The 26741-nt window shown below is 67.0% G+C and carries 22 protein-coding genes and 3 pseudogenes; 11 read left to right on the plus strand and 14 right to left on the minus strand.

What is annotated here, in order from left to right; genetic code table 11:
- The first annotated feature begins 172 nt into the window (after positions 1-172).
- Complete coding sequence (locus ABZW17_RS15835) at positions 173-1624, plus strand: pentapeptide repeat-containing protein (protein WP_354813852.1); 1452 nt, start codon at positions 173-175, stop codon at positions 1622-1624.
- Positions 1625-2590: 966 nt separating this feature from the next.
- Here the strand turns inward: ABZW17_RS15835 and ABZW17_RS15840 are convergent.
- Positions 2591-4093 carry a pentapeptide repeat-containing protein gene (locus ABZW17_RS15840; RefSeq protein WP_354813854.1) on the minus strand — a complete coding sequence of 501 codons (1503 nt, stop codon included), beginning with the start codon at positions 4091-4093 and terminating at the stop codon, positions 2591-2593.
- A gap of 354 nt (positions 4094-4447) precedes the next feature.
- On the opposite strand from ABZW17_RS15840, the gene ABZW17_RS15845 reads away from it, so the two are divergent.
- On the plus strand, positions 4448-5422 hold the full coding sequence (locus tag ABZW17_RS15845; RefSeq protein WP_354813856.1) for a pentapeptide repeat-containing protein: 975 nt from the start codon (positions 4448-4450) through the stop codon (positions 5420-5422).
- 245 nt (positions 5423-5667) lie between these two features.
- Here ABZW17_RS15845 and ABZW17_RS15850 read toward each other — a convergent pair whose 3' ends face one another.
- The 5 genes from ABZW17_RS15850 to ABZW17_RS15870 form a co-directional block, all read right to left on the minus strand.
- Entirely contained in the window at positions 5668-7182 is a 1515-nt protein-coding gene (locus ABZW17_RS15850) for a pentapeptide repeat-containing protein (RefSeq protein ID WP_354813858.1), read from the minus strand.
- A 243-nt stretch (positions 7183-7425) separates the two neighbouring features.
- Positions 7426-7608, minus strand: a complete 183-nt coding sequence (locus ABZW17_RS15855) for a hypothetical protein (RefSeq protein ID WP_354813860.1) — start codon at positions 7606-7608, stop codon at positions 7426-7428.
- 241 nt (positions 7609-7849) lie between these two features.
- On the minus strand, positions 7850-9901 hold the full coding sequence (locus ABZW17_RS15860; RefSeq protein ID WP_354813862.1) for a hypothetical protein: 2052 nt from the start codon (positions 9899-9901) through the stop codon (positions 7850-7852).
- Complete coding sequence (locus tag ABZW17_RS15865) at positions 9898-11700, minus strand: hypothetical protein (protein WP_354813864.1); 1803 nt, start codon at positions 11698-11700, stop codon at positions 9898-9900. The genes ABZW17_RS15860 and ABZW17_RS15865 overlap by 4 nt, the downstream gene beginning before the upstream one ends.
- Entirely contained in the window at positions 11697-13196 is a 1500-nt protein-coding gene (locus tag ABZW17_RS15870) for a site-specific integrase (protein ID WP_354813866.1), read from the minus strand. The genes ABZW17_RS15865 and ABZW17_RS15870 overlap by 4 nt, the downstream gene beginning before the upstream one ends.
- 19 nt (positions 13197-13215) lie before the next feature.
- Between ABZW17_RS15870 and ABZW17_RS15875 the strand changes: the two genes are divergently transcribed.
- The gene (locus ABZW17_RS15875) at positions 13216-13677 is read left to right on the plus strand and encodes a hypothetical protein (RefSeq protein ID WP_354813868.1); all 462 of its coding nucleotides are present in this window, start codon (positions 13216-13218) and stop codon (positions 13675-13677) included.
- Positions 13678-13827: 150 nt separating this feature from the next.
- Here the strand turns inward: ABZW17_RS15875 and ABZW17_RS15880 are convergent.
- The 3 genes and pseudogenes from ABZW17_RS15880 to ABZW17_RS15890 form a co-directional block, all read right to left on the minus strand.
- Positions 13828-14031 (minus strand): annotated as a pseudogene (locus ABZW17_RS15880) (MarR family transcriptional regulator); the annotation flags it as partial.
- Positions 14032-14293: 262 nt separating this feature from the next.
- Positions 14294-14603, minus strand: a pseudogene (locus tag ABZW17_RS15885) (transposase); the annotation flags it as partial.
- 210 nt (positions 14604-14813) lie between these two features.
- Entirely contained in the window at positions 14814-15476 is a 663-nt protein-coding gene (locus ABZW17_RS15890) for an NBR1-Ig-like domain-containing protein (RefSeq protein WP_354813870.1), read from the minus strand.
- Between the two features lie 89 nt (positions 15477-15565).
- Here ABZW17_RS15890 and ABZW17_RS15895 point away from each other — a divergent pair, with 89 nt between their 5' ends.
- The 3 genes from ABZW17_RS15895 to ABZW17_RS15905 all read left to right on the plus strand — a co-directional run bounded on the left by ABZW17_RS15895 (position 15566) and on the right by ABZW17_RS15905 (position 17138).
- On the plus strand, positions 15566-15982 hold the full coding sequence (locus ABZW17_RS15895) for a hypothetical protein (RefSeq protein ID WP_354813872.1): 417 nt from the start codon (positions 15566-15568) through the stop codon (positions 15980-15982).
- A gap of 279 nt (positions 15983-16261) precedes the next feature.
- On the plus strand, positions 16262-16846 hold the full coding sequence (locus ABZW17_RS15900; RefSeq protein ID WP_354813874.1) for a hypothetical protein: 585 nt from the start codon (positions 16262-16264) through the stop codon (positions 16844-16846).
- A 151-nt stretch (positions 16847-16997) separates the two neighbouring features.
- The gene (locus ABZW17_RS15905; protein ID WP_354813876.1) at positions 16998-17138 is read left to right on the plus strand and encodes a hypothetical protein; all 141 of its coding nucleotides are present in this window, start codon (positions 16998-17000) and stop codon (positions 17136-17138) included.
- 664 nt (positions 17139-17802) lie between these two features.
- Here the strand turns inward: ABZW17_RS15905 and ABZW17_RS15910 are convergent.
- The 3 genes from ABZW17_RS15910 to ABZW17_RS15920 form a co-directional block, all read right to left on the minus strand.
- Positions 17803-18663, minus strand: a complete 861-nt coding sequence (locus ABZW17_RS15910) for a helix-turn-helix transcriptional regulator (RefSeq protein WP_354813878.1) — start codon at positions 18661-18663, stop codon at positions 17803-17805.
- 26 nt (positions 18664-18689) lie between these two features.
- Positions 18690-19079, minus strand: coding sequence for a hypothetical protein (locus ABZW17_RS15915; RefSeq protein WP_354813880.1), 390 nt, complete (start codon positions 19077-19079; stop codon positions 18690-18692).
- A gap of 433 nt (positions 19080-19512) precedes the next feature.
- Positions 19513-19806, minus strand: a complete 294-nt coding sequence (locus ABZW17_RS15920; RefSeq protein ID WP_354813882.1) for a hypothetical protein — start codon at positions 19804-19806, stop codon at positions 19513-19515.
- Positions 19807-19850: 44 nt separating this feature from the next.
- Between ABZW17_RS15920 and ABZW17_RS15925 the strand changes: the two genes are divergently transcribed.
- Both ABZW17_RS15925 and ABZW17_RS15930 read left to right on the plus strand, forming a co-directional pair.
- On the plus strand, positions 19851-20828 hold the full coding sequence (locus ABZW17_RS15925) for a hypothetical protein (protein WP_354813884.1): 978 nt from the start codon (positions 19851-19853) through the stop codon (positions 20826-20828).
- A gap of 328 nt (positions 20829-21156) precedes the next feature.
- Positions 21157-21555 carry a hypothetical protein gene (locus ABZW17_RS15930; protein ID WP_354813886.1) on the plus strand — a complete coding sequence of 133 codons (399 nt, stop codon included), beginning with the start codon at positions 21157-21159 and terminating at the stop codon, positions 21553-21555.
- A gap of 153 nt (positions 21556-21708) precedes the next feature.
- On the opposite strand, the gene ABZW17_RS15935 is transcribed toward ABZW17_RS15930, so the two are convergent.
- A complete protein-coding gene (locus ABZW17_RS15935) occupies positions 21709-22455 on the minus strand; it encodes a hypothetical protein (protein WP_354813888.1) in 747 nt (248 codons plus the stop codon).
- Between the two features lie 27 nt (positions 22456-22482).
- Complete coding sequence (locus ABZW17_RS15940) at positions 22483-22644, minus strand: peptidoglycan-binding domain-containing protein (RefSeq protein WP_354814186.1); 162 nt, start codon at positions 22642-22644, stop codon at positions 22483-22485.
- Positions 22645-22961: 317 nt separating this feature from the next.
- Between ABZW17_RS15940 and ABZW17_RS15945 the strand changes: the two genes are divergently transcribed.
- The 3 genes and pseudogenes from ABZW17_RS15945 (at position 22962) to ABZW17_RS15955 (ending at position 26572) form a co-directional block, all read left to right on the plus strand.
- Positions 22962-25772: an XRE family transcriptional regulator gene (locus ABZW17_RS15945; protein ID WP_354813890.1), complete on the plus strand. Its 2811-nt coding sequence runs from the start codon at positions 22962-22964 to the stop codon at positions 25770-25772.
- A gap of 251 nt (positions 25773-26023) precedes the next feature.
- A pseudogene (locus ABZW17_RS15950) lies at positions 26024-26170 on the plus strand (IS256 family transposase); the annotation flags it as partial.
- A gap of 96 nt (positions 26171-26266) precedes the next feature.
- Positions 26267-26572, plus strand: coding sequence for a hypothetical protein (locus tag ABZW17_RS15955; RefSeq protein WP_354813892.1), 306 nt, complete (start codon positions 26267-26269; stop codon positions 26570-26572).
- Positions 26573-26741 lie beyond the last annotated feature (169 nt).

Consider the following 26741-nt stretch of genomic DNA (forward strand, 5'->3'; position numbering starts at 1 on the left):
CGGCCCCGGCGCTGGGGCCGTGTAGGGTGTCGAATTCGATGGCACGTTCTCAATAACCATGGCATCTGGTTAGCACCTGTGCCATTCATGTGAGACTCACCGCCAGCCGGGTACTGCCGACAGAGGCGCCAGCATGGTGTAGCGCGAACATGACAGCAGACGACCTACAAGCATGGCCGATGCGCATCAGACCGACCCGAGCCAGCGCTCGATCCCGGCCTCGGTCAGGAGGCCACCGCTGCCGCGATGGACGGTGGCCGTGGTCGCTGGCGTAGTGCTGCTCATCGCTTTCGCGGTGCTCGCCGGGCTGTGGTGGTGGGTGAACGGCCAGGTGTGGACCGACCCGGAGAAGAAGACGGCAGCGCTGCTGGATGTTGTGAAGGTGGCCTCCGGCGTGGCGGTCGGTGGCGGCGGATTATTCGCGCTATATCTGGCGACACGTCGGCAACGCACCCAGGAGCTGGAACTTGAGCAGCGCAAGTGGGAACAGGCTCATCGTGAGGAGGTCCAGACGCACTCAGTTCTGGTCGCCGAATACGAGCGGCAGCACGCCGAGCGGGTTGCCGACGCGACGGAGCGAGACGCCGCCGCCCGACGAGTCACCGATCTCTACACCAAGGCCGCCGAGCAGCTCGGCTCGGATAAGGCTCCGGTGCGGCTGGCCGGCCTATATGCGCTGAGTCGGCTCGGCCAAGGCAACGTCGAGCAACGGGCCACCGTCGTCAACGTGTTGTGCGCTTACCTGCGCATGCCCTACGAGCCGCCAAACCTGGCGGCCATGGCGGACCTGAATTCCGACGACCGCGAGCTCGCGGCGGCGAAGCGCGCAAGACAGCAGGAACGCGTGCAAGAGCGTGAGGTCCGGCTCACTGCCCAGCGCCTCCTCGCAACCCACCTGCGACCCGAGCAGGACTGGGCCACGGGCGCCTCCACCAACGTCGAGTACTGGCCTGGCCACCACCGGATAGACCTGGCCGGCGCCACACTCGTTGCCTTCGACATCATCGGCTGCCGGCTTGGCTCAGCCGACTTCAGCGGGGCTACCTTCATCGGCGACACCTTTTTCGGTAAGTCCACGTTCAATGGTGAGGTCAGGTTCCACGAAGCCACCTTCACCCGCTACGCCTGGTTCAACGAAGTCAGGTTCGGTGACGGTGCCTGGTTCGACAATGCCACTTTCGGCGAAGCCAATTTCGATGAGGCGAAGTTCGCCTGCGATGCCTCGTTCAGCGGAGCCACGTTCACCGGCGACGTCAGGTTCAACGAAGCCACCTTCACCGGCAACGTTTGGTTCCTCAAGGCTAAGTTCACCGGAAACACCTGTTTCGACGGAACCACGTTCGCTGACACTACCTTTTTCGGCGAATCCACGTTCAATGGTGACGTCAGCTTCGACGACGCCACATTCAGCCGCGACGACGTCAGCTTCGACGACGCCACGATGGTGATCCCGCCGAGGCTTGCCACCGCGTGGGTGCGGGTGACCGAGGATGTCCCAGGTTCGGAGTGGCCGGCGGGATGGGCACTGGCCGCCGAGCAGAACGGACGGGACGGCCACGACGGGTTGTGGGGTCGCCTAGTCCAGGTCACACCCCCTCAGAACGGGGCGGCGTCATGCGGCTGAGTATGTCCCAGAACCGTCTCCGTGCCACCTAGTCATCGCCTCAGCAGTCACCCAACAGTTGGGATCGACGGCATTGACGGACCTGCACTGATACTCGACGCCATGCCACGAACCACTCCACATCGGTCGGCCAGAACGCGGTCACGCCGTGGGAGACCTGCGGGCCGTACGCCAGCATGAGCAGGCAAGGCTGCATTAAACAGCGGACAGTGGCGACAGGAATGCCATGACATTGAGACTGATCATAATGACATCGCGGTGATACGGCCGAGAAAGCCGAGGTCGAACAAGATCAACCTGACGCGCTCACCGAGACCCTACAGGCCGCGCGAGCCGGGCGCGACCTCGACGTCCCGCTCTGGCCGTGGATTCGGCCGGCGACCGGGCCGCAGCACCTACCCGGCCGCTGTCCCGCCGGGCACCGACTCCTACCCGGTCAGCTGCAGGAAACCCCGAACCAGGACTACAACCTCCGCGAGCTCGTGTGCTTGTGGACCCGGTTCGAGCGTGACCGTTGACCACGACGAAGGGCGGCGGGCATAGCCCCAGCACCGACAGCGGACTGCCGGTACGCCCCGCAGGCATGCATGTGAGGTGCCTCAACCGCAAGCACCACCTGGCGGTGGGCGGGCAGACCGTCAGCTACGACCACTCGGTCGGCCTGCACACCACCAGCTGCAACTCCTGCTTGGAAGCCCACTCCGACCGGCCAACATGGCTTGAGCTGGACCTCCGCATCGCTCACCAACCGTCGGATAACCGTGCCGGGCTCGCTATCCGGGCCCAGCCACCGGACCGGCTGGCCGCGGTCGGTGACCTCGTCCTCGAGCTGCACGGCCAGGGCGTCGGGATCCTCGGCATGGCGCTATGTGGCGTCGACCATCGCGGTGTCATCACCGAGCTCGAGGTCAATCCCACGTACCGACTCCGCCGATTCGGAACTCCACGGAAAATTGGCCATTCTCTTTACGTATCTTCCCTGGCATCTTCTTCCGACACGGGGAGCGTCTCATTAGGTGACGATATGTAACCTGGGTCGAAAGTGTAACCTCTTTGGGTCGCTCCGTGGAACCAGGCGCCGCCGTCGAAGGTAGCCCCGTCGAACACGGCGCTTTCGTCGAATTTCACGCGGCCGAACACTGCGCCACCGTTGAAGCTCGTTTCCTCAAACCTGGCGTCGCCTATGAACGTCGCCTCGCCGAACTCGGCATTATCGCTGAAGGTTGCCTCGTCAAAGCTGGCAGTGTCAGTGAAGGTCACTGCTTGGAAACCCGCATGGCCACTGAAGGTTGCACCACCGAACCCCGCGTAATTAATAAAGGTCGCCCGAGCGAAATTTGCCCGCCCTGCAAAATCTGCTCCCTGAAATCCGACAAGGCTACTAAATCTCGCCTGCCCAAATCCGACGACGCCAGTAAAGGCCGCGTTTCGAAAGGCGGCGTAGCTTTTGAAATTCGCCCTGCCGAAGTTGGTTTCACCATTGAAGGTCGCATCGTTGAACCTGGCATATCCATTGAAGGTCGCCCCGCCGAATTGAGCGCTACCAATGAAGACCGCCTTATCAAACAAGGCAACATCGTTGAAGGTCGCCTCGGCGAAGGTTGCTGTAGCGACTGCGCAGCCGGCGAGGGAAAATTTGATGAGGGTCGCGCCGGATAGGTCGAGGTGGATCTCATGCCAGAAGCCGGATTGCGGGTGGTCGGGATCCGGTCCCGGGCGTAAATGCAACTGCAGGATACGTTGCGCGGTGAGGCGGACCTCGCGTTCCCGAAGGAGCGCCTCACGGCTTTCGTCACGTGATGGCGTAGGTACGTAGCGCGTGGCAAGGGTAGAGCGCAGCAGGGGACGTCGGACGCTCGGCGAGCGTGGCGTCTGGATCTCTGGCGGTGAGACGTAGAGGTTGCGGAGGTAAGCGCAGATGACGTTGACTACCGTCTGCCGCTGGTGCGGGTTGTCCTGGGCGACGCGTTCGAGGGCGTAGAGACCGCCGTGGCGGACCGGGGCGTGCGGCGAACCGAGCTGCTCCACGGCTTTGAGGTACAGCTCGTTCAGCCGCCGCTCCGCGGCATCATGCTCGGTGGCCCGGGCGGCATGGTCTTGTCGAGCCATTGTGTCTGCATGGACTTCTTGCTGGTGGGCGAGGGCGCGTTCGCGGTTATCTAAGTCAGCTTCGGTGGAGTGCTGCCGACGCCAGGACAGGTAGAGTACAACGACGCCGCCGCTGCCGACCGCGACGCTCAGCCCGACCTTCAACGCGTCCAGCCGCGCGGACACCAGCTCGGCACCGTTTAGCCCGGCGGTCGCTGGCCACCACAGCACCACCACCGCCCCAGCGGTCAGTACAACGATCACCACCGCGGTCAGCCACATCGTCTTCGGCGAGAGCTCCCGCAATCGCATCCTCTGCGCCGCCGTGGCGGCCGGCGGTACTGGGGCGTCGGAAGGCGGCGGCGGGGCTTCGTCGGTCACGCCTATAAAGGTCGCTGAAACTGAGCAAGATGTTGCAGGCTGCCGGCGGGCGGCGTTCTGGGCTCGCGTCGGCTCCCCGCGCACCCCGACGCCCATGCCCGCACCAGGAAGCCGCCGAGCTGCGCATCGAACCCGCTGGCCGCAGAGGTGATGTCAGGGCGCTCGCGGGCGCAGCGGCCGTCCGCGGCGACAAAGGCAAGCGATGCAATCGGGTCCAAGTTGAGACCGGAGCAATGTGACAGCGGCGTTCCTGGGAGCGTCTTCTCTTTTATGCAGACGCCTCGTTCTAAGGTCGATGTCATCGCGCAGAGTGTCACAGCCCTGGCCGCGATCGGTGCCCTCATATTCACCGGGGTGTCGCTGATCATGACCCAGAACCAGAATGTGGCCCAGAACGACCTGGCAGCTCAGGCCCAGTACACCGACCGCTACACCAAGTCTGTCGACCAACTCGGCCAGCAAGGCGCCGATCGCCTACAGATCCGACTCGGCGGCATTTACGCACTTGAACGCCTCGCCCACGACTCCCCTCGCGACCAGCCGACCATCATCGAAATCCTGGCCGCGTTCATTCGCGGAACTCGAACACTTGTCCCCGCCGACCTCGATCCCCCCAGCGCCGATGCCAGGCCAACAAACAACCCGAGTCCGGGCACGGCCCCTTGCCAGCAGCAGGATCTCACCGCCGATGCCCGCGCAGCGCTGACCGTCTTGGGTCGCCGAGACACCAGCCGCGACAACGCCACCGTCGTCGACCTCCGCCAGACCTGCTTCGCCGGCGTGAATCTCGGCCACATGAAACTCGAAAGCATAGACTTTGCCGGGTCGGACTTCGTCGGCGCGCACCTGTTCTTCGCGGACCTCCACCACGTGGATCTCCAATATGCCCACCTCGCTGGCGCGGACTTCCACGGCGCGCTACTCACCGAAGCGCAGCTCTCAAGCGCGGACCTCCAAGGCACGAACCTCGCAGGAGCGGATCTCACCAGCGTGGGCTTTCAAAGCGCACACCTCCAAGGCGCGAAGCTCATGGTCGCGAGTCTCGATCACGCGAACTTCGACCACTCGGATCTCCGTGAGGCACAGCTTGGAGCTGCGTTCCTCAGGGGCGCGCAACTCACCTTCGCGCAGCTCATTCATGCGAACCTCGACGGCGCGACCCTCACCGACGCGAACCTCCTATCCTCGGACCTCGCATCCGCGAATCTCAACGGCGCGAATCTCACCGGTTCTGACCTCACATCTGCGAATCTCACAGGAGCCCAACACAACCCCGGCACTGTAATTCGGAATGTTCACACAGAGCAGACGAAGGGTGCGTGGTGGTGAATCGGGTCAGTGCTGGCGGTGTTGTTCGTTCGCCCGCGCGTTGCGCGCTCGAGCTCGCCCGCGGTGTCGACCCGGCCGGCTCGACGCCTGATTTGGCGGGAGCGGAGGTAGCGGCAGATCGGCGACGAATGGCGCCGATTCGGCGCTGGAGTCGGGGCGCGGCTCGTCCGGCTAGCCCGTGCTCGCACCAGGAAGCCGCCGGGCTGCACATCGCACTCCGCTGGCAGAAATGGTGTTAGCGCCGGCTAGCAAAAGCTCTGCCAGCCCGGTCCCGGATCTCCAGCAGCGGCAGGTTCATCAGCCCGTCGCGATACACCATGCTCAGCCGGATCCAATGCGCGTCCACCGTACACCGCCCCTTCGAACCGCGCGTTGCCGCCGAACTTCGCCTCGTCGAACCGCGCGTTGCCGCCAAACTTCGCCCCCTGGAACAAGGCGTCGCCGCCGAACTCCGCCCCGCCGAACGCCGCTCCCGGCAACCAAGCGTAGCCACCGAACTCCGCACCGCCGAACTCTGGCTGGTCGAATTGGTCGTCGCCGCCGAACCCCGCCCCACGGAACCGTGCGTCGCCGCCAAACTTCACCCCCTCAAACCGGGCGTAGCCGCGGAACGCCGCCTCGTCGAACCCTGCGTCGCCGCCGAACTCCGCCCCGTCGAACCTGACGTTGCCACCGAACTCCGCCCCGTCGAACCGCGCATTGCCGGCGAACTCCACCCCGTCGAACCCTGCGTCGCCGCCGAACTCCGCCTCGAAGAAACCCGCGTGGCCGCCGAACTTCGCCTCGTCGAACCAGGCGTAGTCGCCGAATTCCGCCCCGCCGAACCAGGCGTCGCCACCGAACTCCGCCTCGATGAACCTGACGTTGCCGCCGAACTCCGACCTGCCGAAGTCAGCAAGGGCCCCGAACTGCACCCCGATGAACACGGCTTCGCCGATGAAGGTCGCACTTCGGAATGAGGCGTTGGCGGTTCTGCATCTGATGAAGAAGAAGTCTATGAGGGTGGCGCCGGTGAGGTCGATGTCAATGTCGGGCCAAAAGTCGTGCCGCGGGTGATCGAGATCCGTGCCTGGTTGTAGGTGCTGGTGCAGGATGCGTTGTGCAGTGAGGCGTACTTCTCGTTCTTGCAGCTGGGTTTCCCGGGTGCCGCCGTTGAGCGTGGCCGCAGGTGACCGGGGGCGCTCCGTGGATTTCAGCAGGGGACGGCGGACTCCCAGCAGTCGTGGCCCGCCGATTTCCGGCGGGGGGGTGTAGGGGTTGCGGAGGTACGCGCAGATCACGTTGACCACGGTCTGCTGCTGACGGGGGTTGTCCTGCGCGACGCGTTCGAGGGCGTAGAGGCCGCCGTGACGGACCGCAGCCTGCGGGGAGCCGAGTTGCTCGACCGCCTTGAGGTACAGCTCGGTCAGGCGCCGTTCGGCCGAGTCATGCTCTTGGTGAGCGAGGGCGCGTTCGGTGGAATGCTGGCGCCGCCAAGACAGGTATAACGCGATGACGCCGCCGCTGCCGACGCCGATGCTCAGCCCGATCTTGAGCGCGTCCAGCCGCGCAGTTACCAGCTCGGCGCCGTTGAGTCCGGAGGTCGCCGCCCACCACAGCACCACGACCACGGCGGCGGTCAAGACCGCGATCACGGCCGCGGTCAGCCACATCGCCGTCGGTGACAGCTCCCGCAACCGCGCCCGTGGTGCCACTGCGGATGGCTGCTGTGCGGCTGACACGGCCGAAGACCGCAGTGGCTGACTGTTGTCATCGGTCATGTTCATCTACGTCGCCCGGGATAACCCGACCGTTGCAGCCGTGCGCCGCCAGTCCCCCGGCGAGCCGGTCATGACCAGCAGCAAACAATCGGCCCCAGGCTTGGTCCAGGCTGAATCGACGGGGAAACATGATCCACGCTGAATCATGTGCTGCTCGCCGGGACCGGGAGCGCCTCGGGAGGCAGCGTGCTCGTCGTCATGACCGCAGGGTGGGCATCCCGATGCTGACCGGGCCGCTGTCGCCTACCCGGCTGGGTGGCGTCCGCGTGTCGGACGGGGGCGCAGGACCGGGACGGCGCCGCGCGCGTCGAGCTGCTCGCGCAGGCGATGGTCCTCGAGAGCCAGCCGCTGGATCTCGGCCATGGCCAGCGCCAGATGCTCGGTCAGCGCGCGGTTGCGCGCCCGCAACTGTGCGTTCTCCCGCACGAGCTCGGCCCCGGTGACGTCGTATGTCCGGGAGCGGAGTACGGCGGGTTCCTGCTCGGGTTGGCGGTTCAGCTCGGCGACGAATTCGGGGAAGTGGCGCCGGAAGGTCGTGTTGGGAAGCCCGAGCCTGCGGGCGAGCGCGAGGACCGTCGGGGACGTCCTGCACCGGATCGGGCATCGGCCAGCAGTGCGTCGAGAGCAAGTCGCACGTCGGTGGTGTTCGGTAGCTCGACGTGGCGGGTCATGGTTTCTCCGGGGTGTGTCGGGTGAGGTAGGCGGTGATCCGATCGCGGCGTTCGGCGAGGCGGCGGCCCAGCAGTGGAGGTAGCGCGTGGGCGGAGGCGAGTTCGCTGTTGAGGTGCCGGGTTTCGCGGGCCAGCGCGTCGGCGTTCGCGGCGGTGAGCGCGACGTTCGGGCAGTCGAGCGGCTGGCACGAGGACAGCTCGGGGGCGGTTACTCGGGCGCGGTTGGGCACGCACAGCGCGGTGTCGGGGCTGAACACGCAGGTGACGTACTCGCCGGGGTAAATCGCCGGGTCGGCGCGGTGCAGAAGCCGTCGTAGCCGCGCGGGGTCGGTGACCACCTGGCCGGCGAACGCGGCCGCGAAGGTGCCCAGGCGGCGGGCGGCTTCGGCTGCGCTCGGCCCGGTCAGGCCGGGGTGGTCATGGTCGGTGGCCAGCGCGAGCAGAGCCTCCCCGCGGGCGAGGGCCTGCTCGGCTTCGACTTCGGCGCGGAACCCGGAGTCCGAGGTGCCGGCGTAGCCCTCGAACATGTGGATGCTCAGGTGCCGGTACTGGATCGCACCGGCGATCGATCCGCCGGGACGACGGGCGATGAACCAGGCCAGGGTCCGGCGGAACTGGCTGGTGCGCAGCAGCCAGGGGCGCCCTCCGACGGATGGGACGCGGTCGACGCGGCCACGGGCTTGGCAGAAGCGGTTGATCCAGGTGGTGAAGTCACGCAGCTGCTGGTTGGTGGCGTCGCTGCCCAGGACAGCCAGGTCGGTCCCGGTGGGTGCGGTGTCGGTCGCGAACAGCAGCGCGTCGGGCGGGCCGGGGTGGAGCTGCTCGAGGACGGCGACGGCGGCGGCGGCCGGTTCGCCGATGGTCCACGTGGCGCGGGTGCCGTGCGGGTCGTGTTCGCCCTTGAACGCCAGGCTGTGCACGCTCCACCGGTACGGCGTGCCGTCCTGAGCGCGGGCCGCCCGGACGCAGCCGCGGCGCAGGTGCTTGATCTCGCTGTCGCGCATGCCGGAGAAAAACGCGAGGGTGATGTAACACGCCGCGCGCAGCAGCCGTTCCAGCGCAGCCGCGCCGTACAGGGGGTGCATGATCGGGATGCCGGGCAGCCACAGACGCCCGTCGAGCCGGCCGCGGACGGCGATCGGCAGGTAAGTGTGCTCGGCGACGCCGACGATCGCCGCGGCGGCGCGGACTGCGGCTGGCCGAGTGCCGCGGTAGAGCGCGGCGGTCTGGCAGCCGGCTTGCCAGGCCAGGAACTTCAGGTTGGGGCCGTGCTCGTGGCCGGGCAGCGGGTCCCCCGCGGCGACGTAGCGGTCGAGGACCTGCTGGATTCGCGCGCCGACGCCACGATTGTCGCCTTGGCGGTTGGTCCGGTGTGGACGGCGGTACTCGCCCAGGGCGGCGGCTGCAGCGATGATGTCGGGCGCGAAGTCCCGCACGAACCGCAACGCCCAGCCGATGAGCGGACCGTGGACCTCTTCCGGAATCCGGTCGGTCCGGTTCTCCCCGCGCGCGGAGTGCGCGATGCTCCACGTCGCCACCTCGGAGGGGTCGAGGGGGAGGGCGTCGGTGAGAGCGTGGCGCAAGCGCCACAGCCAGCGGACCGCGGACAGGACCAACGCCCGGCCGGTGGGCGTGGCGATCGAGTCGTCCAGGTGCTGTCCGAACGCGGCGAGCACGTCCGTGGTCACCTCAGCCAGCCGAATCGGTGCGCTGCGGACGGTGTGCTGGGCGTCGAGCCAGGTCAGAAACCGTGCCACTCGAACAAAAATGCCGTGGACGGTGCTGATCGCCAGCCGAGTCTCGTCCGGCGGCAGCGGCCCGGACAGCATCGCGTGGCTCAGCTGCTTGGCGGTGTCCCGGTAGGCGGCGGGCACCGTGGCGAAGTCGAGGCGCGAGTGCCGGGCGTGACGCTGCAGCACCGCCGGGCCCAGCTCCCACACCACGTCGCTGAACCGCGACGTCTCCGTCAACGCCACCTCCGGCCGCAGCGGGCGCGTGGCCAGCACGAACACCGGCGCCTCCGGGGCGCCCAGGGCGGGTTCGGTCACGGGCGCTCCCAGGGATCTTCGACGAGGTCGAGCCAGCTGGGCGCTGCGGGCGCGTCGGTGCGGGCGCGCTCGAGTTCGGCGGGGGTGAACTTGGGCAGGACGTCGTGCTGGATCGCGGCCCACGCCGGGCCGTAGCGCTTCCACCACCGGTCGGTGCCCTCGACGGCGCGACTCTGGTCGAGGGCGCGGTGCAGCGCCAGGACCGCCGGCAGGTGCGCGGGGGTGATCACGCAGTTCGCGCAGTGGAAGCAGTCGAGCGCGGAGACGCGTCGGCACGCGGATCCGCTGGCCGGGTGTGCTTGCGGATCGGTGCAGCTGTTCCACGCCGCCTCCGCGCCCGGGCCGGTCGGCAGCACGGCGTCCGTGCTGCGGGTAGTGAGCGTGGCCGCGCCGGTCACGGCCAAGGCCTGCTGGTGAGCCTGTAGCGCGGCGCGTTCGGCCTCGACGAGCGCGTCGGCGGTGACCTCGCTGGCCCAGTCGATCGCCGTTGCGTCGCCGCGCAGGTAGTCGGCGAACAGTACGGCGGTGCTGTTCGAGCGGGCGGCCGAGGGCAGGTGACCACCGGCCGCGCGGGTGCGCCGGACCTCCACGCTGGTGCGCAGCCGGCGGAAGCTGATGACCAGCGGTCCCGTGGAGCCGTCCGGGCGCGGATCGGTGCGCAGCTCGTGGCGGGCGGCCCACGCTGGCAGCCTGATGCTGGCGTCGAGTTTGTGGGCGAATGGGTCGCTGTGCTCGGGCCGCTGCGGGACGCCGGGGTGGGCGTTGCGCCAGATCGACCAGATCGATGTTGCGCCGCTGATCCCGCGGCCGCGGGCCATTAGCCGGTGGGCCAGCAGGTAGAGCCCGCCCGGGGTGTGCAGTTCCCGGTGCGGCGGCCCGATCTCCCACGTGGCGGTGTCGTGCCAGCGTCCGCGGCCCCGGCGGCGCTTGATCAGCTGCACTTCGACCGCTCGACCGCCGAGTACGCGGTGCCCGGCGGGCAGCTCCTTGATGGTCTCGACGTTGCGACCGGTCACCGCGGTCAGCAGCACCAGCAGCGGCTCGAGGTCGGAGCGGACAACGAACAGCTGTCCGGCTTCCTCGCGGCGCCGGCGCATCCCGGTCCGAGGGCCGGACGCGCACCCCGGGACGACGCCGGTGGCGGCGAGCTCGTGCAGCGCCGCGTCGTCGCCAGCCGGTGCGGTGAGGCGGAGCTCGCCGGTGTCTATGCGGTCGCGCAGCCGGGCGACGTCCTCGCGGGCGGCGCGGAGGATGCGGGCCAGCTCACCGTCGGTGTAGCCATCCGTGGCGCTGGAGCGGCGGATGGTGGTGCGGCGCTCCAGCTGGTCGAGGATCTCCGGCTGCAGCTGCTCGCGCAGGGCCGGAGTGCGGAAGAGCATGCGGAGGGCGAGTAGCTCGTCGCCCACGGACCGCCGGACACCGGCCATGCGGCGGCGGGCGAAGTAGGCCTCGACCTGGCAGGGCGTCAGGTTCCGCGGACGCTGCGGTGGACGCGGTGTTTCGGCGAGCGCGCGGACGAACCTCGCCATGACCGTCCACATGGCCTTCGCCGAGTTCAAGGTGCGGCGGGTCCCGGCTGGGCCGATCAGGGTGGCCAGAGCGGCGGCCAGCGCGGGATGCCACCCCGGCAGGGGCAGCGCCGCGACGTCGAAGACATACTGCCGCTCATCTTCGCCGACGAACTCGACTCTCGTCCCGGACCCGGTGGCCGCAGCGCTGGGCGGTGCCGGATACGAGGAGGTGGCGGGCAGCCGGGCTCGGCGGCCGCGGCCGGTGCTACCCCGTCCCGTGCCGGTCACCGGCCGGTCCCCTCGGCCGGCGCCTCGCCGGGCGCCGTGGGGTCGTGCGGGATCTCCCAGTCATCGGGCACCAGCGCCGTGCGCGTGTCCATCTCCAGTTCGGCCAGGGCGTGCAGGTAGATCTGCGTGGTGACCACCGAGCGGTGCCCGAGACGACGCCGCACCCAGTCCAGCGGGTCGCCGAAGATCCGGGTGTAGTGCGTGCGCTGCTGCGCGGTCAGCTCTCCCAGCGCCGCGAGGTGGCCACGCTGCAGCTGTTCCAGGGTGATGACGGCGAAGGAGTGCCGGAGCATGTGCGGGTGGCACCGCAAAGCGATCTGCGCGCTGGCGCAGCGGCCGTTGGCCTCGGCGAACACGTTCTTCCACCGCGACGTCGTGATCGGCCAGCCGTATTCCCCGAGCCACAGCGCGGCCGGTTCCAGCCCGCCCGGGCCCTCGACCAGCAGCCGGAGACGCTCGCCGGGCCCGAGCCGGGCGAGGTCGACCGTCCGGCCGGTGCCGGGCTGCGTCGCGGCCCGTCGGCCGTGCTCGGTGACGACCAGCGGGTGGCGCAAGCGCCGGTAGCGGCCGTCGGCCTGGGCCTCGGCGACCACCGCGGCCCGGTCGAGCTGCGCGTAGGCGTGCAGGTCGGCCAGCACACGGGCCGGGATGCACACCCACCGCGCCGAGCTGCCCTTCGCGACCGCCTCCGGCAGCCAGAACCGCCGATACCCGCCACCCGCCCCGGTGCCGCGGTCCGGCAGGTCAAACACGGTCAACGCTGCCTGCTCCTGCAGCCGCAGGCCGGTGCGGATCATCAGGTCGCAGAACGCCGAGTTCCGGGCTGCCCACCGCCCCCGGAACGTCGGACGCGGAAGGCCGTCGGGGCTGTAGCCGCGCACGCCGACCTCGCGCCACGTCCGGTACGCCGCCGGGGGCAGCCACTGCACGCGGTCGCGGCCGCCGTCGGAGGCGTAGGTCGCGGGGCGCTGCTCGTCCAACGTCCGGCGCCTGGCCCAGCCGACCCCGGCCGGCAGTGGGCGGCGGGACGCCTGCGGGATCGGGTGCACCTGGCCGTGGCCGAGCCGCAGCGCCCAGCGGTAGAACTGGTTAACCGCCGCGACCTCCCGGTTCCACGTCCCGCCGGAAACGCGAGGTCCGGCCGGATCCTGGCGTCGCCAGGACAGGTACGCCAGGTGGTCAGCCTCGGTGGCGTCGCGCCAGCTGCGGCGGTCGCGGGCGGCCCACAGGAACGACAGGAACGCAGCGAGGTCGCGGGCGTAGCCCTGCTTCGTCAGCGGCGCCCGCTGAGTCATCTCTGTCGAGCGGAAGAACTCGTTCAGCTCAACGTCGTTCTGAAACGCCGGCGACAGCAGATACGGCACGCCATCGATCAGGCGCTCGCGGCGCATCCAGTCCACGCGCTGCTCACGCTGGTCGAGCTCGAACGGGGGCGGCGAAGTGGTGGTCGGCAGGTCGGTCCGCGTGAGGACGACTCGCCACGTCTCGGTGATCATCGGAGATGATCATCCGGTCATGACCGACAGTGCTCAAGTGTGCCTGCACTGCCAGAACCAGCCCGACGGCGGCGGCCGGTGGGCGCCGGTCGACCCCTCGGCTGCCGCGCAGGTCACCGAGGACCAGGTTCAGCCTCGGCGGCTGCAGCTGGTGGTCGTCCCGCCCGCCGTCCGCGCCGGCACCGGCATGATTCAGCTGCGGTGGGGCGCGACGATCTACGGCCAGGTCGAGCTGTCGCTGTGCCCGATCGACCGGCGCGGGCTGCTGCTGGGCCTTCACGTCGAGCCCCGGCACCGGCGGGTGACCCCATCGTGGCGAAACACCCGCGCGCCGTCGGCCACACTCGGTGACGGCGTCGGCTGTAGTGGGGCCGCGATGTGCCAGCTCCGCTTGAGCTCGTCCAGTACGCGCTGCTCGACCTGCGGAACACCCGCCGCAAGAACGTCGAACGCCACAGCCACGTCCCGCTCGGCGTCGTGAACACGAACTCACACCGGTACCGCGCGAGACGCTCGCGCAGCAGCGCGACCAAGAACCGCGGCAACGTGATCGCCCGCGCCGCCGGCGGGCCAACAGGCGGGTCAGCCGTCCGCTGCCGTCCGGGGTCAACCTCACCAGGACCTTGCGCTCATTTTCGGTTGATCGGCGACGCGCCGCGACTCCGGCGGCTTCCGGCTGCTGGAGCATCCGGGTGGCCGTGGGGATGGACACGTCGGCCGCGGCAGCGAGCTGGCCGACCGGCAGTTCCGGCTCAGCCGCCAAGGGCTCGAGGAGTGTGACCTGGGGTAGCGACAGCCCGCCGTAGCGGTCCGCGCCGGCCGTGCGGGCCGCCAGGACAGGTACAGCGCGACGACGCCGCTGCCCAGCCCGATGCTCAACCCGATCTTGAGCATGTCCAGCCGATTGGACACTAGTAGTGCTTTGTTAGGTGCTGTTGAGCTGGGGTTTCTGTTTTGGGGTTGGGTCTGGATGGGTTGTCGGCAGGTGTGGCAGACGCCGGTCCAGGCGGCGAGCAGGGTTTGGAGTTGGCGCAGGACTGCGTAGAGGGTCAGGCCTGCGCAGGGCTTTTGGGGTGCGGCGGACCCTGGGTGCAGATGGCTTGGGCGACGGCGGTGAGGGTGACGTGGCGGTGCCAGCCGAGCCAGGAGCGGCCTTCGAAGTGGTCGAGGCCGAGGCCGTCTTGAGTTCGCGGTAGTCGTGTTCGATGCGCCAGCGGATCTTGGCCAGCCGCACCAGGTCCGCAATTTTGTGTCGACGGGGAGGGTGGAGAGCCGGTAGTCGGTGGGTTCGGGTTCACCGGGTGGTCACTCGGCCAGCAGCCAGCACTCGGGCAGGCTGCCGTCGCTGCCGCGGGGGATGTTGCGGTTGGCTGGGCGGACCCGCAGCGCGAGGAACCGCGACCGCATGCTCGCCGTCGGATTGCCCGGAGTCTTCTTCGACTCGTGGCGGCAGACCACGTACCGGCCCGCCGACCGCCGGGCTGCCATGACCAGGCTCTTCAGATCCTGCGCAACCATCGATTCGTGATTGATGTACAAATTACTTCATATGCCGGGTAAATCTTGGCTGGATGGCCGAATAGTTGGAAGGGCGTCCGTCGGCAGTCGTGCCGAGGCTCATGCGCCGACCGGGGAGTTACCTGCAGCAACCACAATCGTCATGAAGATCCCCTGGTAGTACCGATCGGGGAAGAACTCGTACCCGTCGCGATCCACCATCTTCCAGTGGACCTCGGCGGTCCCAGGCAAGATGTGGGCTTTCAGCGACACGGAGATGTCGACCGTTTCACCGGGCATCGTGTCGGCTATTGACACCTGGACGGGCGAGCTTGGGATACCCAGTCCGCCTGGCGCTCCGAGGCGGCGCAGGTACCGGCCCACCCACGGCACAGTGCCAGTGTTTCGGAGCCGCCACACTTTCTCGAACCGCTGTCCCGGCGACATGACCGTCCCGTCCGGGATGCTGACGTCCGCGACGAACGTGGCTTCGTCGCCAGCGATCGGATATTTCTGCTGATCGCCAAGCTGTGGCGGCGTGTGTCGCCGGGGCGCCGCAACGACCTCGACGTAGGTCGACCAGAGCTGGCCGTCCCCGGAGTACGCCTCCTCGTAGAAAGCGATCAGGTCCCAGCTCGGGGCATCACGTCCTCGCTCGACGTTGCTCAGGTGTCCCTTACTGATGCCGGCTGCCGTGGCAGCGGCGGTCAGTGTGGCGCCGTGGGCTGAGCGCAGGTGTCGCATAGTCTCGCCGAGGGTCTCGAGGGCACTGCCGCGACTCATGAGAATAACCATGGTTTGGGGTTCGCCAAACTGCAAGAGGCCGATCTAGCGTCGTGTCCTCCTGGCGCCTAACACCTCGGGAGACGACCGTGGCCCCGCAACCGAAAGACGCTGAGCTGGCCCAATCTCTGAGACTAGTCCGACTGCTCAACGCTTCTCGCAAGCAACAGGGGCCTCTGGCGCAGATCGAGCCTCTGGATGAGGCGGCCTGGCAGATGGTGCTGGAGATGCAGAAGACCTCGTATCAGGAGGAGAGCCCATTTACCACGGGTATGGCACCTTCTGACTACTTGAAGAAGGCGGGCTTCAAGGTGCAGCAGACACCTGTCGACGTACGGCCCCGTAAGAAGCAGGGCACCTTTCAGAGTCCTGATGGCCTACTGCGGCATGTTGTCAAGGAGAGCCTCGAAGACCAGGCATTCAGCTTGGCAGCGCATGACAAGGCGTACACGTTGTGTGGCGCCGCCTGCCGGAACGGCAACTTCGTCTTGATCTTGGCTGGGTAGTGACCGCCAGGTGCCCGGTTCGGACAGGCGCGCCCGTTGAACGTCTATTAAGTGCTTCGCTCGGGCTGGGTTACACGTGCTCGGTGTCCACTCCGGTTGGCGTGCGCCAAACTGCAAAACGCCGCTTCTCCGGGGGTCTGCAGCGCGAGGCGGGTTCCTCAACAGAGGCTCTGCAGCTCAGTGGCTATGTTGATCAACTGTAGCGATCGCAACAGGTGTCGTGCAAGGTGGCTCGCTGTCTCGATGCAACGTTCTCACGCTGGCCCGCGACTTCCGGGTATGGAAGATCCTGACTTCCCCGACTTGGCTCCGGAAGAGCGCGCCGAGGTCGCCACCGGACCTTGGCGGTTCGCTCGGGATTGGGTTGGTGCGGTTCTGGCTGACGATGTTGATCGCGCGTGGACCATGATGTCGGAGGAACTCCGCCTGGCCTTAGCGCAGATGTGGATCTTTCATAACCCAGGAGTTCTCTCGGATTCCTGTGCGCGAGGGCTTGACCGCGATGGCTTGACCGAGCGACTGCTGCGCGCGGACCCCGCTGACGGCCTCTTCATCAACATGCGCTCAGTCGAGATCCGGACCATCAGAGAAGCGATGGGTGTGGCCAGCCTCGATCAACTGGGAACCGGTTCCCGCCCGCGCCCGATCGGCGTGGACCTTGAACTGGTGCGGCTGTTCGTCATGGCAGACCTCGACGTGGATGACCGCGGCAAGCCCTTCTTTGCGGCCGGCGCGTCCGCGACCTGTGTGAGCGTGATCGTGTCGGGCGCTGACGGCGGCAGGCGAGTCGCGGGTTTCTTCGACTCACTGTTTCGTCCTGGGTGGCCGCCAGCGCAGGAGAGGATCGTCAACCCAGAGGACTAGGTTCGGTTGCGACCTTCGGAACCCGGGTTCGGTAGGTCACGATTTCGTCTCGGTGGCCCGGTGAATACTGTCAAACCGCCGCTGTCTCCAGCGAAGACTTGAGGAAGTCCCCAAGTTTCGGGTGGGCTTCACCGGGTCCAAGGAGACCTTCATGTCGACTGACCTCGTGACAGTCATCGTTCCGGCGGCAGTGCCCGTCGCCATCGCCGTGGTCGGGGCGATCGAGAAGATCGTCGTCGCCTGGATCAAGCGTCGCCGCGAGGGCGAGGACGGTGAGAACGAGGGCGAGTGAGCCGAGCAAGCTGGCCGGGGCTGGCGTCTCCCAGTCCCGGCCAGCCGCTCCGGAACCGCTTTTCGCGGTCCGGCGTCGTCTATTGGGCCGGGCGAGTGATGTCGCTGTTCGAACTCGCTGGTGTCTGCTCGGGCTGGCATGCTGGCTGTGACAAGAAAGCCGTCTGTTCTTTTTGTGTGGCTGGTTGAGCGAGGCGAACGCGCTGCGCTCCCGGTTCGCCCTTGGGTGCAGGCGCTGTTTCTTCGTGATGCGAGGAGAACAGCGCCATGGGTGCTCCGCTGGAGATCGCTACTGCTGTGCCAGTGACGATCGTCGTCGTGCTTGCAGCCCTCCGCTCAGGAGTGAGGGCGATCGTGACCTTGTTCGCTGGTCTGATGGCGGTCCTATCGCGTGATTCTGTTCGAGCCGAGCGGGCGACCGAAGTGCTGCGGTTGGTGCTCGGCTCTCCCGCAGTGGTGCGGCGCCGGCCGGGTCGGGCGAAGCCGACGAAGCAGCGGTGACTCTGCTGCTTTGTTCGGGTTCGCGGTGACCTCTCGGTCTGGAACAGGGGTGGTGCATTGACTTAGTTCGACTGCTGTGTGGGGCAGGGTGCACCGAGCCCGGACTCCCGCCAGGCCTGCTCGCCGAGCAGCTCGGAGAGCTTCTTCCCCAGCGCAAGCAGGGCCTAGAGCTGCGTCATGAGCATCCCGGCCAGCCAGCCCAGCACGAAGACCACAGTCGCCACTACCGCCAAGATCGCGAAGTGTGACTTCGTCCAGGACGAGCTTGATGAGACCTGGTTGCCGGCGTCGTCGGATGTTGAAGCTGGAGTAGGTCCGTCGGCGGGAGAAGCCTCCGCGGACTCCTGCGGGCTGGCGACTTCTGCGGCGTAGGTCTGGGCTAGGAGCTTGTGCAAGGTGCCGAGCCAGGCATCCAGGTGATCTTCCTGGCCGCAGGCGTTGATCACGGCGCGGAGGTGCCCTGGCTGCGGCAGCCGGTTGGAGGTGAGCATCGCGTGGATGGTGCTCTTGGAAAGGGGATAGTCGCTGAGGGTTCTCTCCGCGAGCTGGGCATAGGACAGGCCGAGACGTTCCCTGAGCAGCCGCAGCTGCGCGGTGAACTCCGGGATCGTCGTGGCGGTCCGTGGATCCGGGAGGGAGATGGGGGTAGCCGATTTGGCCCCGGTGGCGGGGATCCGCATCTGGACCTGACGTGGGGATCTGCGCAGTATCGCCGCGCGGACCCGGGGCGGCTGGAGTTCGGATTTCGTGGTGAACTGCTCGTTGAGGAGCTGCCAGGCCTGTGCCCACTGCTTGAGCTCTTGTTCGGTGCCGCCGCAGCCGCGAACGTAGGCCAGGGTGACTTCCAGGCTCGGGCGTGACATGCCGGAGGCGGCCTCGGAGAGCACCGAGGCCGAGTAGTGCGCGTGTTGGGCCAGTTCGCGGTAGGAGAGGCCGGCCTGCCCGCGAAGCTGCCGAAGACCGTCGGCAAACTCCGCGAGCGGACCGCTCACGCGCGGGTCGATCGGGCGTTCCCGGCGTCCCATCGTTGATGTCCTAATCGATAGGGAGGTCAGGACGCCGACGGTGGGAGCGTCGCCGGCGCGAGCCGGGGGCGCATCAGGTGCTGGCTGACTTGCGCAGTCACCAGTCCCGCACTCCCGAGCAGGGCCAGCGTGGTGGGCAGGTCATAACCGCGGAACAGCAGCACCAGCACGAACGCCAGCACCACGACCAAAACTCTGGTTTGCGCCGCGGGTGAGGGGAACAGCAGGCAGCCGCTGAATGACCAGCGGACGAAACGGAACGGCATCGGGCAGCACCCTTTCGGGATGTAGTGGTCCGGACGAGCAATCAGGGCGAGCAGCCACTCCGTGGTGTTCTCCGCCAGTTGGCGCTGACAGAGAGGGGGCAACTGCTCACCGCTGATGATGGCCCAACCCCGTCGCCTGCGGTAGCCCATCTGGGGCTGTGTTGTTTGCAATCTTCATCCGTGGGCGTCCAGAGCCGCTACTCTCGTGGGCGTGGACAGGGCCGCCGCGTTCGAACGAACGCGACCGACCGTCCGGGGCGTTCGTTCCGAAGGAGCGATTTCCCAGGTCAGGGGCCTCACGCGTTTGTCGGACGTCCGGCGAACGTCCAGGCATACCGAACAACAACGTCCCGTGATGAACTAATGCTCGCGCCGCGCGGCGCGTGAATTTGTAGGTCAGCTGACCGGAGCATGGACTCCGGCTCCCTCAAGTTCCCGAGGCAGTCTGTTGGTCCGGACGAGCATCGGGGTGAGAAGGTCTCCCGTTGGCGCGGGAGGCCTTCTCAGATTCTCAGATATGCCGAAGCTGGCACCAACACCCGGCATCACGGAGGCAGTCGCCTCTCCCCGACGGCGTCGGTTGTCAGGCGCGTCGGTTCAGGTTGGCGATGAGTTCCCGGTTGGCCGTCCGTGCGGCATCCAACTCCTGGTCACGCTCCTCGAGTTGGCCGCGGAGGTCGACAACTTGTTGCTCAAGATGGGTGATCTGGCGCTGCAGGTGCTCGATGTCCGTCGGTGCGCCGAGGCCGGACTCACGCCATGCTTGGTCGCCGAGCAGCTCGGAGAGCTTCTTCTTCAGCTGTCGGATGTGGGCGGCCTGGCGGGTGATCTGGCCGTGCGTGTTGGCCAGGTCGGCTTGCAGGGATGCCCGGCTCACCGCGGGTCCGTCGCCGTCCGCCGCGGCGGGTTGGCCTGCGCGGCGTGGACTTGACCGAGCAGGTCAGTGTGGCGATAGGGGAACGTGCGGTCGACGCCTGCGGCTCGGGCGATCGCCGAGACGCTGATCTCAGCGCCCAGCTTCGCGTCGCCATGCACGCCGGAGAGGTTGTCCGAGACCAGCACGGCGTCTTCGGAGACAGCCTGTCCACGACGCTCCAGCTGCTGCATTCGGCTGAACTCCGGACGGCGCTCCAATTGACGGACGCCGATCTGGCGATGATCGTGTCCGAGTACCTTTACGAGAGCGTGATCGCGCACGCTGCTCGGGGAATCGACCCGTCGCGCTTCCGCCAGATCCTGGTAAAGACGAATGGGCTGAGCTTCCCAGCGCGCATACGCTTGGCCGATCCGCCGCAAGCCTCGCCGCCCCCGCCTAAGACGTCACTCGACTCGGGCGACCTGCACCACGTCAGCATGCTGCTCGTGGACATCGAAAACCACGGCACCCGCCCCGACAAGATCAAGGGTGTGCTCCGGACAGAGCTGCGCCACATGGTGACCGCGGCGATCGAGCATGCCGGAGTGACGCCGCTGCAGCCGCCCGAGGCCGCCGGGGACAGCCTGCGTTACCTGTTCCCGGGTACGCCGAAGAACCGCCTGATCGACCCGCTGATCCCGGCGTTGACCCGTGAACTCATGGCCTACAACAGCAGCGCTCTGCCTGGAGCCCACATGCGGTTGCGGGTGGTCGTCGATTCCGGCGAGCTCTTCCGCGACGAGTACGACTTCTTCGGCAGCGCGCTCAACGATGCATACGGTTTGCTGAACTCCGACTTGTTGCGCGACAACCTGCGCCAACATCCCGAACAGCCGTTGGCTCTCATGGTCTCCCACGAAATCCACGACGGCGTCGTGCGTCACGGCTACGGGGCCATCGACCCCGATGAGTACTTTCCCGCGACCGTGCCCCTCAAGCAGGGGGAGGTTTCCGCCTGGGTGCACCTGCCGCGCGCCCGATAGCCCAGGCAGTGCGGTAGGGCGTGTTTCTGTAGCCGCTGGCAGGGGCCGCCACCAGAGCTACGTCCGCTTTCTCGAGCCACCGGAAGCCTTTGCTCCTGCCGCACATGACCTGAGCAGCCCGGTAATCACCGTTATGCCGACCAGCAACTCCCAAGTGCATCACCCGCCGTGGTCGTCGCTCGGGCGCTGAAGGCCATCAGTGTGGCGGCCATGCGATCGGGCAGGGTACGCCTTGACACGGCCTGAACGGCGTCAGAGGCTCTAGCTCCGATCGAGGGGGCGATGGGCGGTATGTACGGACAACGCGAAGCACTCGCAGCAGCCGTACGTGCGGTTCACCGGGCTGTTCCGGGTGGTCGCGGATTTCCGGCTGAGCGTGCCGCCGCCGATGGCGGCGATGTTCGGCGCGCTCACCACGGTGGCGGGCACCCTCACCGCGCTGGTCCCCGGGTTCGACGTCGTGGCCGATTCCCGCGCGTTCGCCGTCGAGCAGGTCGGCGCCCGGGTGCGGCCGGATTCGGTGCGCCGCACCGTGGTCGACGAGACGCCGGCGCTGCTGTCGGTGCTGCGCCGGATCCCCCGTAGCGTCGACCGCGTCGGCGCGGCATTGAAGAAGGGCCGGCTCTCGGTAAACGTGCCGCCGTGCTCCGACGAACGCGACCGCGACGTCGTGACCGGCCGGTGCACGACGTCCTGCCCGCCTTCATCGGCCCGGCCACCGGCTTGATCGCCGTCCTGCTCCTGACGGGCGACGGCGGGCCGCCCATCACACCGGACCCGACGCTGCACCAGATGTGCCTTTCCCCATAGATGTCTCAAGGCTGACGGCTCGCCCCGGCGCGTCGTTCCGGAGCGAGCCGTCGATCGGTGGCGAATCAGTTCAGCAGTTCTTCACCTGCCACACCGGCCACCAGTCTGCGTTCGCGTCGGAGCTGTATGCGGGCGGGGTGTTGAAAATGTCCTTTCCGCTGGAGTTGTACATCCTTGCGACAGTGCCGGAGCTTTGATCGTTGATCCACGACCCGCCGTGGTGGAAAGGGATCGAGTACGTGCCGCAGTGGTACCAGGCGTATTCGGTTCCTGCGTAAGAGGAGCCCTGGTACGCGCAGAAGTAGCCGCTGCCGACGGGGCCAGTCAGACAGGGGTCCGGGTCGGGGTTGACGACCTCCGGCAGGGCGAAGTCGCGCGGGTACGCCTCGCCGGGCAGGGCGATGCGTACCTCGCCGCCGGCGAAGGCGACGACGTTGGCCGCCGTCTGGTTGCCGTTTGTCGACGTCACGTACGTGGCGACCTCCGCCTTCAGCGTCGCGCGCTGCGCGGCGGTCAGGTGTGCGGAAGACATCTGCACGTCGAAACGGTCACTCTGTGTTGCAGCGTGGACTGGTGCGGCGACAGCCATCGCGGCGAGCAACGCAACGGCCAACGTGGCCGCCAGCGCCAGTGGTCCACCGCGGCGTCCGAGTTTGCTGGTACGTAGCGCCCGCAAAAAGCCCTGTGGTGCGGCGAGAGCGGCGCTCGCCGGTGTGGCGACACCGAGTGCACTGACCGCGGCCAGGGCCACCGCTGCCGCGCCGGTGGTGGTGATCCTTGTCATTCGCCCCGCGAGCGCGCTGGTTCCGATCGACATGTTTCTCTCCCATCATCCGTTGTTCCACTAGCACAGAAGTGCCTGCCAGGTTTGCGGCCCGGCGACACCGTCTGCCGCTAGGTTCTTGGTCTTCTGGAAGGTGGTCACCGCTCTACGGGTGTTCGCACCGGCCTGGCCGTCGATGGCGGTGCCGAGCAGGTACGCCGACCGTGGTAGCGAGTCGCCGATTGATGTACCTCATTTTTCTCCTTTCCCTGTTTGCCAAGTTCAGTTCCGATAAGCGCGGCGCTGGGCAGGCCGCACCGCCGATCTCATGGTGTGCTGCGGGCTGCTGACGCAGCCAACCTGATCACGATTACGCAAAGTAATTGTTTGCATGCTGCCACTCCAGCCGGGCGACGCTCGCTTTCTCGCTGGTGACGCATTGCGGGCGTCCTGGCTGTTGTCCTGCTCTGGTTTAGCCTGTCAGGGTTGTTCGGCGCCGGGATCTCGACAGCGAACAACATTCTGCGGAGACTGGGATGCGGGTGGGGAGGTGGTGGCTTATGCCGCGCCGGGAACAGCCGCTCGATCATGATGGTGGGCTGTTGTCGCAGTTCGCGGTCGGTTTGCGGCGACTGCGTAAGGATGCAGGGAGTCCGACGTACCGGGAGCTGGGACAGCGGGCGCACTATTCGGCCAGTACGTTGTCCGACGCAGCCGGCGGCAAGAAGCTGCCCTCCCTAGCGGTGACTTTGGGATACGTCAGGGCCTGTGGTGGGGACGTGGTGGCATGGGAACGACGCTGGCACGACACTGCTGTCACGCTCGCCGCGGAGGCCTGTCCGCACTCTGATGGCGCGGATGGGGACCACGTGGAGTCACCGTATGTGGGGCTGACGGTCTTCCAGCCCGGGGATGCCGCCCGGTTCTTCGGCCGCGACCGGGGGGTGGACGAATTGGCGGGCCGCTTGGCCCAGCAGCGCTTTCTCGCGGTTTTTGGCCCTTCGGGCTCGGGGAAGTCGTCCCTGTTGCGCGCCGGCCTGCTGCCTCGTCTTCGGGCTTCCACTGCTCAGTCGCGGGAGGTGTTGTTCACGCCAGGCTCGCGGCCGCTGGAGGAATGTGCTGTGCAGCTCGCCGTGCTGACCGGGGCGACAGCCGCACAGCTGTATACCGAGCTACGTGCCGACGCGCGCAACCTGCACCTGGCCATCCGCCAGGCACTCGCCGGCGCGGCAGAGGATGAACTGATCATGATCATCGACCAGTTCGAGGAGGTCTTCACGCTTTGCACCGACCAGGAGGAACGCACGGGCTTCTTCGACGCCGTGCTCACGGCTGTTGCCGCCGACGGGGGACGATGCCGGATCGTGGTCGGGGTGCGGGCGGACTTCTACGCCCATTGTGCCCGGCACCCCGACCTGGCTGCAGCGTTGACCGACGCCCAGGTGCTGCTCGGTCCGATGACGGCGGGTGAGCTGCGCGACGCGATCGTCCAGCCGGCCGTCCGAGCCGGCTATTCGGTCGAGGGTGAGCTGGTGGCGCAGCTGGTGGCGGAGGTGGAGGGGCAGGCCGGCGTATTGCCGGCGTTGTCCCACGCGTTGCGGGAGACGTGGCGGCGGCGCAGCGGCAACCGACTGACCCTGGCCGGGTACCAGGCCACCGGCGGAATCGCCGGTGGCCTGGCCCGCACCGCCGAACAGCTCTACGAGACGATGGACGCTGCCCAGCAGCGTGCCGCCAGGCAGCTGTTGCTGCGCCTGACCGCAATCGGTGACGGTACCGAGGACACGAAACGCCGCATCCCGCGCGACGAACTCGACCCCACCGATCCAGATCTGGACGTCGTGCTCGACCGATTGGTCGATGCCCGACTGATCACCCTTGGCGCCACATTCGTCGATCTCGCTCACGAATCGCTTATCAGGGCGTGGCCGCGACTGCGGGGCTGGCTGGCCACCGACCGCGACGGTCGACGCATCCATCGTCACATTGCCGACGCGGCTGGCTTCTGGGAAGCAGAAGCTCGCGATCCGGGGGGCCTGCTGCGCGGCGCGCGGCTGGTTGTCGCCTACGCATGGTCTCAGGACCCCGACCATGGGCTGACACCTCGAGAACTGCAGTTCCTCGAGGCGAGCCGCGAAGCCGAAGCCCGCGAACACACGCAGCAGCGGCGCCGTAACAGGCAACTGCGCTGGCTCGTCGCGGCCCTCATCGTCCTTCTTGTGACGGTTTCTGCTGTCGCTGTCGTCGCCGTCCAGCAGCGCGAGCACACACTCGCCCAGGAGCGGATCCTGAGTTCTCGGCAGATGGCCACCGAAGCGCTCGCCCTCTACACCAACCACGACACGGGACCGGCAGTGCGCCTCGGCCTGGCCGCCTATAGCGTCGCCCCGACCGACGAGGCGCGTGATGCTCTCCTGTCCGCCGCCGGAAGCAAGGAGGTACGCATCACCAGCGATCCCGCATCTCAGGGTGATGTCGCGATCCAGCCCGGCGGTCACATCGCCGCAGCCGTCAACCTTATCGGCATCGTAAGTTTATGGCAAATCCCGCAGATCCGGCTGCTGGCCACGTTCACAACAGATACAAGCGCTCAAGCATCCCTTGCCTTCAGCCCCGACGGCCACCTGCTGACCGTCAGCGAGGCCATCCATTCGACACGCCTGTTCGATGTCTCCAATCCCCGCAGCCCGACGGAACTGTCGTCAGTTCCCAACGACGGAGCTCCGGCATTCAGCCCAGACGGCGCCCTGCTGACAGGCCATCCGTCCCATGAAGGCGCCACTACGGGGATTTGGGAAATCACCAGGCCACGCCAACCTCGCGAGGTAACTGGACTCCCCGAGAAACCGGAGGCACTCACTCTCGGCTCAGCGGGAACCATGTTCATCAGGAAGACTGGCAATCGCGGCTACCAAGTATGGAACCACACCAGCCAGCCCCCTTCGAGCGGCACCAGCGAACTTCCGCGCACACTCGGAGAGATCAGCGCCGTCAGCCGTGATGGCCAGACCTTGATCACAAGAAGCGATTCTGACATATCGGATCAACGATATTATTTATGGGATACGCGCGACATATTTCATCCACTTCGAATCACGCAACTACCTGTAGCGCCAGGCGGGAACCGCCCTAAATTTAGCGACGACGGAACCCTCGTGCTCTTTAGCTCCTTCAACACCGTACAGCTCATCGACATCTCGGACAGGAAAGCTCCTCGTACGACAGCAACACTGACAACTCAGAGCTTTCCCAAGTCGGTAGCTTTTGGAGAAAGCAGACACCAGCTCACATCAGTGGACATAAACAACAGAATCACCGCTTGGGAACTCAATCCCAAAATAGTCGCGGAACACGCGCAAAACGCAAACTGACCAATGCAACATAGTCGGATTAATTGGCGCAGAGCTCGAGGACTCAGGCCGCTGTGGTGGCATCACTACGTCAGGCTCACGGAACCACCGCCAGCCGACGGTCTTTAACGCGCCGACCGCCGCGCGACGTCGATGATCTCACCTCCGCGGATCCACTTCCAGAACGAGCACTGAAGCTCGACCGATATCGCCGGACGTCCGAACGCAAACCCCACGTCATGACAGGTGTTGCGCCGACGCCTTGAACCTAAGCCACGATGAAGCGCCTGTACCTCGTGACCCGCAGCCTGTATCCGACCGGGACCGGCCGCGCCCGTCGGACGATGCGTTGGAAGCCAGCAATCAACGCGTTCGCCATCACGCTCGGTGACCGCTGGCCGGGAGCCGAACCCTACTGATCAACAACGCGGGAAACACCGATTACGGACCAGACGCATATCACCTTATGTGGTCGGTAGACTGCGTTGTGAGCCCCTCGTCGTTGGAGGTAAGTGGTGCGCAGATGGCTGTGGGCGTCGCTCATGGCATCGGGCGTAGTGACGATGGCAGCAGCGGGACTGGTGTGGTGGTCAGCGCAGCAGGCGCTGGACCCGGCGCCGGAGGTGGTGACCTCGTCCCGGGGTGGGCTGTACTGGTGCGCGTACGAGCATGTCGGACAGCTCACCTGCGATCCACCGCAGCTGACCGCCGGCACGGTGGCGATGATCGTGGCGCTCGGCGTGCTGGGTGCAGCGTTGCTGACGGTGGGTGCGGTGGGGGCGGTGGGCCTGCTTCGTCGGAGCCGCTCGTCGCGCGGTTAGGCCGGCCAGAGCTCACCCACAGACTCAAGCTCACCTTGGCCGCGACGCCCTGACAGGTTACAGCTCGAAGCCAGCAATCAGGCGGTCTGCGGCCGATAAAGCATTCTCATACTGACGTGCTGTTCCGCACCGGCCCCGCATGATCAATAGATACCGTCGGATCGCGCAA

Source organism: Amycolatopsis sp. NPDC004625, assembly GCF_040609695.1.
GTDB lineage: Bacteria > Actinomycetota > Actinomycetes > Mycobacteriales > Pseudonocardiaceae > Amycolatopsis.